This window comes from Microvirga sp. GN3 (assembly GCF_055792825.1).
Window position 1 is genome coordinate 1 of sequence record NZ_JBVVAK010000208.1, and the last position, 11567, is coordinate 11567.

14 protein-coding genes and 2 pseudogenes are annotated in these 11567 nt (G+C 59.3%); 5 read left to right on the plus strand and 11 right to left on the minus strand.

From position 1 onward, the window contains the following. Window positions 1-660: 660 nt before the first annotated feature. Window positions 661-1386, minus strand: a pseudogene (locus ACS5Q1_RS42985) (IS6 family transposase). Window positions 1387-1578: 192 nt separating this feature from the next. Here ACS5Q1_RS42985 and ACS5Q1_RS42990 point away from each other — a divergent pair. After that, window positions 1579-1743, plus strand: coding sequence for a hypothetical protein (locus ACS5Q1_RS42990; protein ID WP_473103963.1), 165 nt, complete (start codon window positions 1579-1581; stop codon window positions 1741-1743). 231 nt (window positions 1744-1974) lie between these two features. Here the strand turns inward: ACS5Q1_RS42990 and ACS5Q1_RS42995 are convergent, their stop codons facing one another. From ACS5Q1_RS42995 to ACS5Q1_RS43030, 8 genes and pseudogenes are all read right to left on the minus strand, one after another. Next, window positions 1975-2751 carry an SDR family oxidoreductase gene (locus ACS5Q1_RS42995; RefSeq protein WP_473103964.1) on the minus strand — a complete coding sequence of 259 codons (777 nt, stop codon included), beginning with the start codon at window positions 2749-2751 and terminating at the stop codon, window positions 1975-1977. Between the two features lie 110 nt (window positions 2752-2861). Beyond that, window positions 2862-4061, minus strand: coding sequence for an ABC transporter substrate-binding protein (locus tag ACS5Q1_RS43000; protein WP_473103965.1), 1200 nt, complete (start codon window positions 4059-4061; stop codon window positions 2862-2864). A 162-nt stretch (window positions 4062-4223) separates the two neighbouring features. After that, window positions 4224-5156: a 3,5-dioxohexanoate:acetyl-CoA acetone transferase gene (gene kce, locus ACS5Q1_RS43005; protein ID WP_473103966.1), complete on the minus strand. Its 933-nt coding sequence runs from the start codon at window positions 5154-5156 to the stop codon at window positions 4224-4226. 126 nt (window positions 5157-5282) lie between these two features. Beyond that, entirely contained in the window at window positions 5283-5534 is a 252-nt protein-coding gene (locus tag ACS5Q1_RS43010) for a GcrA family cell cycle regulator (RefSeq protein ID WP_473103967.1), read from the minus strand. Between the two features lie 55 nt (window positions 5535-5589). Beyond that, on the minus strand, window positions 5590-6009 hold the full coding sequence (locus ACS5Q1_RS43015) for a hypothetical protein (protein ID WP_473103968.1): 420 nt from the start codon (window positions 6007-6009) through the stop codon (window positions 5590-5592). A 464-nt stretch (window positions 6010-6473) separates the two neighbouring features. Next, window positions 6474-6947: a YciE/YciF ferroxidase family protein gene (locus ACS5Q1_RS43020; RefSeq protein ID WP_473103969.1), complete on the minus strand. Its 474-nt coding sequence runs from the start codon at window positions 6945-6947 to the stop codon at window positions 6474-6476. A gap of 1117 nt (window positions 6948-8064) precedes the next feature. Then, window positions 8065-8229, minus strand: coding sequence for a hypothetical protein (locus ACS5Q1_RS43025; protein ID WP_473103975.1), 165 nt, complete (start codon window positions 8227-8229; stop codon window positions 8065-8067). Between the two features lie 18 nt (window positions 8230-8247). Continuing rightward, window positions 8248-8799 (minus strand): annotated as a pseudogene (locus tag ACS5Q1_RS43030) (phosphotransferase); the annotation flags it as partial. Between ACS5Q1_RS43030 and ACS5Q1_RS43035 the strand changes: the two are divergent. Beyond that, window positions 8722-8994, plus strand: a complete 273-nt coding sequence (locus ACS5Q1_RS43035; protein WP_473103976.1) for a hypothetical protein — start codon at window positions 8722-8724, stop codon at window positions 8992-8994. The pseudogene ACS5Q1_RS43030 and the gene ACS5Q1_RS43035 sit on opposite strands and share 78 nt — an antisense overlap. A 94-nt stretch (window positions 8995-9088) precedes the next feature. On the opposite strand, the gene ACS5Q1_RS43040 is transcribed toward ACS5Q1_RS43035, so the two are convergent. Beyond that, the gene (locus ACS5Q1_RS43040) at window positions 9089-9307 is read right to left on the minus strand and encodes a DUF7696 family protein (protein WP_473103970.1); all 219 of its coding nucleotides are present in this window, start codon (window positions 9305-9307) and stop codon (window positions 9089-9091) included. Between the two features lie 503 nt (window positions 9308-9810). On the opposite strand from ACS5Q1_RS43040, the gene ACS5Q1_RS43045 reads away from it, so the two are divergent. Next, entirely contained in the window at window positions 9811-10080 is a 270-nt protein-coding gene (locus ACS5Q1_RS43045) for a hypothetical protein (RefSeq protein ID WP_473103971.1), read from the plus strand. A 143-nt stretch (window positions 10081-10223) separates the two neighbouring features. Continuing rightward, window positions 10224-10496 (plus strand): SWIB/MDM2 domain-containing protein, encoded by a 273-nt coding sequence (locus tag ACS5Q1_RS43050; protein WP_473103972.1) that lies wholly within the window; start codon window positions 10224-10226, stop codon window positions 10494-10496. 203 nt (window positions 10497-10699) lie between these two features. On the opposite strand, the gene ACS5Q1_RS43055 is transcribed toward ACS5Q1_RS43050, so the two are convergent. Next, window positions 10700-11089 carry a cupin domain-containing protein gene (locus tag ACS5Q1_RS43055; protein WP_473103973.1) on the minus strand — a complete coding sequence of 130 codons (390 nt, stop codon included), beginning with the start codon at window positions 11087-11089 and terminating at the stop codon, window positions 10700-10702. A 49-nt stretch (window positions 11090-11138) separates the two neighbouring features. Here ACS5Q1_RS43055 and ACS5Q1_RS43060 point away from each other — a divergent pair, with 49 nt between their 5' ends. Continuing rightward, entirely contained in the window at window positions 11139-11447 is a 309-nt protein-coding gene (locus tag ACS5Q1_RS43060) for a hypothetical protein (RefSeq protein ID WP_473103974.1), read from the plus strand. Window positions 11448-11567 lie beyond the last annotated feature (120 nt).

Below are 11567 nucleotides of genomic sequence, written 5' to 3' on the forward strand. Positions count from 1 at the left end.
AACTCCTGCCAACGCGTTCCCCATATTCCAGACCTCATCGCGATGAAACAGACGCAACGAGCGCCCGCGATCGCAGTCCAGAACGGCAAACATCAACATGTCTCATGAATAGGGTGGGCTAGAGGACGGCATCGTTCGCTTCGTTCGCCGACGCGACGGCAGGCGCTACTCTCCCCTGTGGCTGTTCAGCCTCTATTGGCAGTGGCCGCCAATTCCTGCGCCTCCAACGCAAAGAAAGAGGCTCCAAGAGGGCCCTCAGTCGGCGCCGGTCTGAACTGTCTCGGTCATCCGCTCCACTCACTTCGTTGGGCCGCTCGGGAGATGCTACGGCAAGGATGCCCCCTGCGCGCCGGCGAGATCGCCCTCTCCGGCGCGCTCGGGCCGATGGTCCCCTTTGGACCGGCGACTTCATCGAAGCCCACATCTCCGGTGTCGGCTCGGTAAGCCTCACTCATGGAGAGGGGCAGGACGCATGAGCATGAATACCATCGACGCTCGCACAGATCTCACCGACATCGCAGACCGCTTGGACCGGGCTGCCTTGACCGGCATCGCCGTCGAGCAACTCTCCGATCCGCTGACGCTGGCCGAGGGTACTGTCAAGTTGATGGCTAATGGACAAAGCTGGTGCGGGCGGAGCCGTCAGGTCGGTCCAAGCGATTATACGAGGGCAGCACCGGTCGCATTGCGCCAAGTGGCGAAGGCGTGCTCACGCGCATTCCGGTACTCATTGGCAGACAGGCGATGACGGCGGAGCTGGAAGTGGTTGTGGATCGGGCTATGGGTTGAGAGAAACTGCTGGGCATGCCGGGCTGATTTGAATCGCCTCATGTAGCGCTCCCGCCATCGGGTGGGTTGGTGTGGGACCTCACAACGGTTGTTCAGGTATCGGCTCTGGCGATGTTCAACACCCTCCAGGATCTCGCGGTTAGCGGCGCCATAGGATCCGAGTTTATCCGTCGCGATGACTCTGGGCGTGTAGCACAAACCCTTCAGCAGCTTGCGAAAGAAGCGCTTGACCGCTTTCTTGTTGCAGCGGCTCTGGACCAACACATCGAGCACGTTGCCATGCTGATCAACGGCTCGCCAGAGGTAGTGCAGTTTGCCTCGGATGCGGACAAACACTTCGTCCAGGAACTACTTGTCACCGGGTTTCGGCCGCCGCCGCTTGAGGGTCTTGGCGTAAATCCGTCCGAAGCGCAGGCCCCATTCGCGGATGGTCTCGTAGCTGACCACGATGCCTCGCGCCGCGAGGATCAGTTCGACTTCGCGCAGGCTGAGGCTGAAGCAGTGATACAACCAGACCGCCTGATTGATGATGTCAGCCGGGAAGCGGAAGCCGCGAAGAGGTTGGAGATCGTGCTCATGTCTGGGGCCCTGCCACAGGCCCCGAGCTGTTACCAACCTGACAGTACCCTCGAACATCCACCTGGGTGACGGGCTGCCTGATTATGCTCGCGGTAACATCGTACGAGTAGCCAGCAAATACTTCGGAAGGCTCAACACTGCGTCGGCTCACTTTACCAAGGAGGGGATCACCTACCGCTGTAGCGTGAACATGCAGATGGAGGGCTTCCGATGAAGAGCGCCGAGGGCAAGGACAAGGATATTTACTTGGCCTTCAATGCCGCGCTCATGAAGGTCGCCAAGCAGCTTCGACGAACCAAGCGTGAGCTTCGTGAGAACAAGGGCGAGCGCGTCGATGGATGCGGTCCTGCGCGAGCGGATCAGCCCGACACCTGATGCTGATGAAGACCTGTCGAATGCCGAAGGCTCAGGGTGAGAGGACGAAAGCTACAGCCGCTCACCGGTCATTCATGGAAATTACATCGGACAGACTTTGTCGGCCCGCTCCCGCTTAGATTAGCCTGGCGACAGATGTATGCTCCGATGCCGGCAGATACGGCGCAGCTCTTCCGGTCCGTCTTGGCATCATAGGAGTTCTGCACGAGCTCGATGGCAGTCCAGTGAAGGTTATGCGAGGGACTGGGTATCGCCATCAATTGAGATCGCCTGACCCGAGATCGTTCGTCCACGAGGCGAGCATAGGAACACGATCTGATCGGCAATCTGCTGCGGCGTCACTGCGGTGCGCAGGGAGACATGTCTGAGGAATTCGTCCTGCATCTCGTCATAGCTGATGCCGCGTGCCTGAGCCTTGCTCCCGATCACGCGGCGGATCCGATCCCCTTCTACAACGCCCGGAAGGATGGCGTTGACCCGGATCCCGAGCGGCCCCAGCTCCATGGCAAGGGTCTTCGTGAACCCCACCACCGCCCATTTCGATGCCGAGTAGGGCGAGCGCAGGGGAAAACCGAAACGTCCTGCCGCGGACGAGAGATTGATAATGGAGGCGTTGGCGCTCTCGCGCAGGTGCCGGACAGCCAGACGGGCGCAGTTGAAATGCCCTGTGATGTTGACCTGAAGCGTTCGGTCCCAGTCCTCGGGATCGACTTCATCCACCCGCGCCGTCGGTCCCGCGATCCCGGCATTGTTCACAAGTAAATCCAGCCCGCCGAGAGCATGAAGGGCCTCCTCGAAGAGGCGGGTCACGTCGGCCCGGTTCGCAACGTCGGTCCGGGATCGGGTGACGTCCGGATCGCTTGTCGCCAGAGAGGCGAGCGCCGCATCATCAAGGTCACAGATGTGCACCTTTGCGCCCTCACGAACGAAGCTTCTGGCAATCTCCAGGCCGATGCCGCCGGCGCCCGCGGTCACGAGAACGCGCAAACCCTGAATTTCTAAATCCATTGCTGCCTCTTTCCATTGCCGAAGCGGTCTCTGGTCGTGACGAACGATCATGGATCGGTTCGCCAGCGGACAGGACTAGGTTTACCCAGCCCCGTCCGCAACTGCTGCGATCAGCCTTTCACGAGCGGGCAGCCACCTTCGTTCAGGGGCCGGAAGGCCTGATCGGCAGGGATCGTGGCGAGTTGCTTGTATAGGTCCCAAGCGCCGTTGGATTCGCTCGGCTTCTTGACCTCGAACAGGTACATATCGTGGATCTTGCGACCATCCTGACGGATTATGCCCTTGCCAAACAGCGGATCGTCGGTCGGCATCTCCTTCATCTTGGCCATGACCTTCGCTGCGTCCTTGCCCTTCAGGGCTTCGACAGCCTTGAGGTAATGAAGCGCGCCGGCGTAGACGCCCGCATGGACCATAGTCGGCATCTTGCCGCCGTTCCTCTCGGCGAAGCGCTTCGACCAGGCCCGGGTTTGGTCATTCTGGTCCCAGTAGAAGGCCTCGGTCATGACCAGGCCCTGAGCCACCTGAAGACCGAGCGAATGAACATCGGTGATGAAGACGAGGAGACCTGCAAGGCTCTGGCCGCCCTGGACGATCCCGAATTCCGCCGCCTGCTTCATTGTGTTGGTGAAATCACCGCCCGCATTCGCAAGACCGATCACCTTGGCTCCCGATGACTGCGCCTGCAGCAGGAACGATGCGAAGTCTTGGCCCGGAAAGGGATGGCGCACCGTGCCGACAATCTTGCCGCCGGCCTTTGTGACCAATGCCGCCGTGTCACGCTCAAGGGCGTGGCCGAATGCATAATCTGCCGTGACGAAGAACCAGGTGTCCCCACCGCGCTTGACCATTGCACCACCGGTGCCGTTCGCGAGTGCCCAGGTGTCATAGGTCCAGTGAACGGTGTTCGGCGAGCACTGGGATCCAGTCAGGTCCGAGGTGCCGCCGCCGGAATTGATCAGGATCTTGTTCTTCTCCCGGGTAATGCCGTTCACGGCGAGCGCCACGGACGAGGTCGGGACGTCGAGAATGACGTCGACGCCCTCCTGATCGTACCATTGCCGGGCGATGCTGGCACCGATGTCGGGCTTGTTCTGATGGTCTGCCGCGACGATGTCGACCTTGATGCCCTTCTCGGAGGCCTTGAAGTCCTCAGCGGCCATACGAGCCGCGATCACCGATCCTTCGCCGGTCAGGTCCGAGTAGACCCCGGACCGGTCATTCAGGACGCCCAACTTGACAGAGGTTTGCGCCTGCGCCGCCCCTGTCATGGCCATAGCGACCAGAGCGCTGAGAACGTAACGGGTCTTCATTGCTTCCTCCCTGTTTAGGACATCCATCTTAGGCACGCATGGGAACGATTGAAAAGGCAGGCAACAACCTCGCACCTTGCATTGCCGGCGAAGTGCCTGGGGGCCTGTATGGCCGCCGGCTCTTCTGCGTAGCCCGTTGGCCGCACGGCTCAGCCGCTTCGCTCAGAACGCCGTGTAGTCCGGTCCTTTTGTTTGGAGCATGCTGCGCGCATCGTGCGGAGTGGCGATTGTGAGGGAGAGCTCTTCCAGGATGCGGCGGATCTTGCGGACCTGGTCGGCATTGGATGGCGCGAGCTCGCCCTTGCCCAGATAGAGATTGTCCTCCAGGCCCACGCGCGCGTGACCGCCGAGGATGGCACCCATGGTCACGAACGGCAGCTGGTGGCGGCCGGCGGCGAGGATGGAGAGATAGTAGTCGCACCCGAAAAGGCGGTCGGCGGTCGCCTTCATGTGCATGAGGTTTTCGGGCTCAGGCCCAATGCCGCCGAGGAACCCGAAGATCGCCTGCACGAAGAAGGGTGGCTGCACGAGCCCACGATCGGCGAAATGGGCGAGATTGTAGAGATGGCCAACGTCGTAGCACTCGAACTCGAAGCGGGTGCCAAGGGCGCCAAGCTCGGTCATTCCCCGCTCGATTTGCGCGAATGTATTGGACAGGATGAAGTCCTTCGTCATCTCCAGATAAGGCTTTTCCCAATCGTTCTTGAATGATGCGATGCGCCCGCCGGCACCCGAGATGTTGAAGTTAAACGACCCCATGTTCATCGAGGCGATCTCGGGCTGCGCCCATTTGGCCGCGGCGAGACGCTCATCGAGTGACATCCCGAGCCCTCCGCCAGTGGTGATGTTCACGATGGCAGTGCAGCCCTCCTTGATGGCCGGCAGGAACTGCCTGAACACCTCAGGGCTCTGCGTCGGGCGGCCGGTCTGCGGATCCCGGGCATGCAGGTGAAGAATCGCAGCACCGGCCTCCGCCGCGTCGATGGCGCTCTCGACGATCTGCTGCGGCGTGACCGGTAGATAGGGTGACATGCTCGGAGTATGGATGGATCCGGTGATCGCGCAGCTGATGATGACTTTATCGGATCGCTTCATTGAAATCTCCCGGGCCGGAAGCCGCCTCGTCGATTCAGCGTCCGCTATAGCACTCGGCAACACGGCACCCAGCATCACGACGCTTGGCGTTCCCACCGCTCGTTTCGAAACATTTTGCTCCTATCATCAACGTGCACGGTTCTTTGGCTTGGGCTTGCGCTGGAGGTGCTGATCACTCCCTCGGGGACGGAATGCCCGAGCGTGCTTGAGATTCTTACTGCCGTGCTTGCCCGTTAGCCCGAGACGGTGAGCTTTTCCGATCACGGCATTGCGCGTGATGCCGCCGCCAAGCTTCTCCGCAATTATGCGGGCCGTCGCTCCAGCAAGCCAAAGGCGCGTCAGCAGCTCCATTCGTGGCTCGTCCCAGGGCGCCGTCATCTCAACTCCTGAATCTCCTCGCCTCCAGCAAGACTGTGCCCATACAGATCGCCGATCAGGGGATGGAATTCGATGGACCCTGGGCGATCACCATGAATATGGCAGAGAGAACGCCAGCGAGCAGCAGGCTGCCAAGGAAAACGGTACGCAGTGGAATGCGCCGGCTCATCCAAGCCAAGCGCACGCCTTCCCGGTGGTCCCGTTTGATGGCCTCATCATTTGCATCAGTAAGCCTGATAAGCGTATCAATATCATCGAGCAGATCGAGCAGATCCTTTGATTGGAGGGATCGCCGCCATTGCAGCCGTTGCTCCCGAGAGGTCTTGAGCTGAACTGATCGCGCCCGGATTTTGGCGTGAGACCGCATCTCTGTCCGGATGCCGTAAATGCCTGCAGCCATAAGAGCTGAGACGAGGGCGACACCGCCAAGAAAAATCCAGTCGATTGGGGTCAGCCGAGCCAGAAGCCCATCCAACGCATCTCCTCCGTCGCAGGACCCACCAGCTTTGCCGGTGGCTCAATGAAGGAAGATCTATGAGAGCGCCATCGATGTCTTTCTATGTCTTTTTTACAGGTTACAAGGAGTGCCGATGCTTTCGACGCAGGCAGTGCCGCGATTGTTGGCGGGCTGTTGAGCCCTTGAATGACAGCACTCGGAGCCTCTGATGACGTGGCGTCTCCCTGACGGGACACACGACCCCTCTGTGGTGGCAGACACGGGCCGGTGGGGCATCGACCATCAGGGTCAGAGCGACGCCCCATTCGCAGCCATGCCAGCACCAAGATCACGGTGGGGACCTGATGTCGAGATAAGAGTTCACATCGTGTCCGCTCGACCTTTGAAGCCAAGCCCCAGTGCCAGATCGCCATTGCTCTGGGCCATCGGCTCGACCAGGCCCTGAACTTGGATCGTGGTGGGGTTTAACCGATCAGCTTCGATCAAGCCGCTTGCCGATTGACCGCCGCTTCTGCGATCTGCGTCAGCACGGCATCGGTTTGCTTTTCTTCTTGCAGCGTTTGCTCGAGAAGCCGGGCGGCCTCGGTCAGGCCAAGCTGGGTTGCCCAAGTTCGGAGCGTGCCATAGCGCGAGATCTCGTAATGCTCGACGGCTTGGGCCGCCGCGAGAAGCCCGGCATCGAGCGCGTCGGAGCCCTTGAAGTCCTCGATGACCCCTTGGCTCTCCTCGACCATGCCCTGGATCGCCTCACAGGGTTTGCCGCGCGCCGCTTTGCCCAGCATCTCAAACACCTGCTCCAGGCGCTCCACCTGCCCCTCGGTCTCCGCGTGGCTCCGTTGCATTAACTGGGCCAGGCACAATCTGTAGTGTGCTTTCCGCCTATGATCGCCACTACATCCTGTGGCTTGACAGGTTAATGCAACAGAGCCCTGCTGCCACTGGCTTGGAAATCTCAACCGAGGCGCCTGCGATCCAAGAGGAGGTAAGGCCACACTTATGCAAGAAGCAACGGCCCCAATGCGGTTACGCTGCTTAAACGAAAATGCCCCGACAGAGTTAGCTGTGCGGAGCTCACTGTCAGGGCGCTTGTATGGTGCCGGTTGCAACACCTACCTGGCAATAATACTGCATCTGGGTAGATGGTTCAACAATGAGCTGTGTATAAACGGGAATGCCCCGGCAGAAGGCTGAGCACCAGACCTCCCACCAGAGCACGTGCGAGGTGTTCCGGCATCGCACGATCTATGTAGATGAACCTATGGCGCGCCAATGTGTCGTGACGCACGTCGTCAGTTCCGAACGAGATCATTGGACCGCACCGCAGCCGAAACATCAGTTGGCACGGCTGCGATCGAGACCAACATCACGAAGCATATGCGGGCTGAATTCGTGACGCAGCGCCTGCACAAGTTCGTGCCGTTGTAGTTGATCGAGTTCGGCTGTTGCCATAGGCCGCTTGTGATCGTTCGCAGGCCTACGCGGCATGCGAACAAGTTCAAAGCGGAAGGCGAACCCTACATAGGGCAGTGGGAATACGTTTGGTTTCATTGGAGCCACCAGCAGCTAGAGTCGTGACGAGGAGAGCGGCGCGTTCGCACGTGTAAATTCGCATAAACATCGAACGCCTCCTCTGGCTGTGGCTGTGAACCAAGCGGACAATCCGCGGGGCAGCTTCAATATCAGAATTCTGCTGTTGAGACTAGCCCCATCATTCAGTTTATTACCGGCCGTCGCTTTGACTACTTCAGGAAGTAGGCTTGAGGCGATAGTAAGTAAACACTTGGGAAGAGGAACAGCGCTTGTCGGCTTGATGTCGGGCCGGGCAAGTTCCCCGACTAACCTTCTCGAAAACGCCACGATTGGTCTTGAGGCAGAGGTACGAATTCCTGATCGATGGAGACCAGCATGAGCTTCGACGGCCACGACAGCCCCTTCCCACGGTGGTTCCCATTTTCCTTCGCGGGATTGACGATCGCTGGAGGCGTTGCTTACTACGCCTTTGTTTGACGTCTCAGGCGCATGTTCTGCAGCGTCTAGATAGTCCCAGCACTCTGTGGCTTGAGGAGATTCCGTTCAGATCTCAAGATCGTCGAGCAGGTGGGTAAGCGTGCTTCGACCAAGGGTGCTCATGCCAGGATTGGTGCGCTCGTAGTACCAGACCAATCCCATCGCCTGCTGGAACGCCCATGCTGCGCCGCGCTTCCACTCAACTTCGCCCGATCCGAGATGGCTCCGCATAATCTCCCTCCGGTCTCGATCAAGAAGATGCCACGCAGCCACAAGATCCAACGCCGGGTCGGCCGGCCCGAAACTGCCAGCATCGAGCACGCCCACAAGACGTCCGCCCTGCACGAGGAGGTTCGCTGGAATAAGATCCTGATGGCACATGACGTCCGGCCCGGATGGCGGCAGCTCCCGCAGCCGAGCCCACATGCGACGCAGGCGAGCAACATCGAGGAGAGTCTCGCTGTTCTTGAAACAGACCTCCATCCAGGCATCGTGATCGGGAAGGTCGCCGCCCCTCTCCTGTCCATCGAAGTGTCGACCTTGAGTGTCCGCTGAACGTAACGACGCGATCAGGTGTGCAATATCGAGAGCAAACGTCGTGGAAGTCGCAAGCCCGTTTGGCGTTGCAACATCGCCCTCTATCCAACTCTGCACCGCCCATGGCATAGGGTAGATCGCGCTAGCTTGACCAAATCCCAACGGTCGAGGAGTCGCAAACGGAGAATGCTTCGCGAACTCGGTCATGGCCGCCGCTTCCCTGCGAAGCATCTTGGCGCATGCGACCGGCTCCATGACGCGCAAAGGGAACCTCGTCGCGACATCTGTTCCAATCCTGAAGATGGCATTGACAGTGCCGGTCGTGCAAAGCCGCTTGATGGGTTCATGGCGGTACTCTGGAAACTGATCGCCAATCAGCCCACGAACGATATCAGCATCAATTTGAACCTGGTCGTCGTGCATCATGCTGCCAGTGTCTCCGGCCAACCTCGCGCCTAATGGGTGGTTACAGGAAGGGAAACTGCGCCTGTTTAATCGTCCGATGCTTTAGGCTTGGTTGCGCGGGCGTCCATGAACTGCTGCATCAGCGATCTCAAGTCTTCGACTGCCTTTTCTCCGCGAAGGTAGAGGATCCCGCACTCGATGGACTTCCGGTTCTCATCCTTCGTGCCGTTGAAGAAGGCATCCCGCTCCGCTTCCGACATTTCAGGACGGCCCGAGCCTCGCAGTCGCGCTGCCATTCTTCAGACCATGTGTTGACCGGCGGCCCGGTGATTTCAGAGATAGCGGTGGTTTCGCGAGAATAGGTCATCTGAGTGGTATCGTACGCACCAATGAAACGGGATTGTCGGCGTTTGCTGGGTTAGACGTCAGTCGGGATAACAACTTTTTCTGGTTTTGGTCTCTTGGGCGGCGCTGAGAGTATGAGTTTCGTGAGGACCTCGTAGACGGATTGTGGGCCACACTCGTTCTTCCGAGCGGCGCAGTCTTCGAAGAAGCTCACATACTGGTCACACTGGGTTGACCGCTGCTGCTTCGGAGCCTCGGCGCACTGCGTGTATGCCTGGCGTAAGACCGGTGGCGGATTGAACGATTCAAAGATTTCCTGGGCTGGTGTTCGGGTGAGCTTCTCATGGGCAAGAATGAGAGTGGCAGGGCCCGCGAGGATGCCGATTGCTATGAAGCCGTGATGGATCTTTCGCATCGGCTTACCTCGGACCTTTATGGTTAAGACGGAGTTAACCTATTCCCCGTGAAATGAAGCGCGTAATGGCATAGCATAGCTAGTGGCGTCGAGCTTAAGGAAGCGAAGAGATGGAAAAGAGCCCCGAGCAAGAGGACGAACAACCTGAAACCAATGCGAAACCCAGCACGCCCCAGCTGGATCGGCTGGAGAAGCTGGCCAATGCCGCTGCCACTGCCGCCCAGGCGAAGCAGTGGCGCGCACGCAAGAACGGTATCAATCAAGAGGAGGAACCATCGGAGGTCCGCAACCTCAGTAACGATGCAGAGGCCCGGGCTCGGGCAGAGGAGGCAATGCGGCAGATGATGGCCAAGCCACAGACCAAACGACGTGGATATTGATGATCGGGCTTTCCAGTTGAAACGTTCATTCTGACATTTGAACGACTACAGCGGGATTAAGGAAGTGTTCAGCCCTTGCTCGACATGGTCCCGCCCCCTTTGCCCCTGCCAATGGCAGCGAGGCGTAGTTTAGGAGTTTTACAATGACCGAAGCCAAAGCCGCCAAGAAGCCGAATCCCGCTCTGGCGAAGCCGCTGCAGCCGTCGAACGAACTGGCGGCTGTAGTTGGATCCTCCCCGCTCCCGCGGACTGAGGTGGTGAGCAAGGTCTGGGAGTACATCAAGGCCCACAATCTGCAGAACCCTGCGAACAAGCGCGAGATCCTGGCGGATGAGAAGCTTCGGGCCGTCTTCGGCGGCAAGGACAAGGTGAGCATGTTCGAGATGAACAAGCACTTCGCTCTGCATCTCTCCTAACCGGATAAGCGCCGGGGCCAAGCTTAGTTAACGTGCGCGAATCGTTAAGCTTGACCGTATCAACATGCAGGTACCGGGCGCGTTGCGTATCTGCCCGCACAATCTCCATAGCCCCCAATGCTTGGAGCTAGCCCTGGCTGAGAGCCCTTACCCTCTCGGCTGGGGCTTTTTCGGTGGCGGCGCCTTCAGCGTGCCCGAACTGACTATGCGGGCGGTAACTCGAGACCGTTCGGTAGTGAGATCCAGATGACCGTCTGTGCCTCTGGAGAATGGCGTGACAGATGGCCCTTACCGTGTGTGTCCTCCACCAACACGAAGCTACCCGCCTGAACGTGACGCACCTCTCCGTCGCTCGTCTCGTATTCCACCGAACCATCCAGCCTGATCGTCAGCACCGGCTCCGGGACCGTATGCCAAGCAACCTCGCGCATGCCCGCTGGGATGTGGGTGATGCGGACGCGGGACGCCGGATAGTTGCCCGTAACGTCGAACGGAACGGCATCGGGGTGCACCTGCCTCTTCGTCGTCGGCAGTTCGACTTCGTCGAAATGCGACTCGCCATCCGGAGTGGCATAGATGCGCAGGCACTTCATGCGGCTGACTCCTCCTGGTTCGGCATGCCGAAACGATGCCATTCCATGAATGGTTTATCGGAAATTACCTTTCCGGTTCAAGGGTGAGCAGTCTGTAGGTCACAAGCGTGATGGCACTAGACACAGCAATGGCGACCACCCCAACAAATCCAGCGAAGAATGCTGGCCCGTCATCCCCTTCAATGCCTTCGAACAGCGCGACATAGATCAGCGCAAGGACAGGCGCAGCCAGGATGAGCCCATAGATCCACCGGAAACCCCATCGCCAGACCCGGTGAACAAGTTTCTTTCCCGCCAGACGCCGAGCCAGGATCAGGAGGATCGATGGACCTGCCAGAAAGCCGATGATGATAGCTAGTCGTCCGTGAAGAATATTCTATCGGCTTGAGTCACGCGCGTTGCGGCGATGGAGCATATCCGAGCAGCACCAGGACAAGGGCACATAAAATCGCTGCCAGCCATCGCAGCAGGAGCGAGA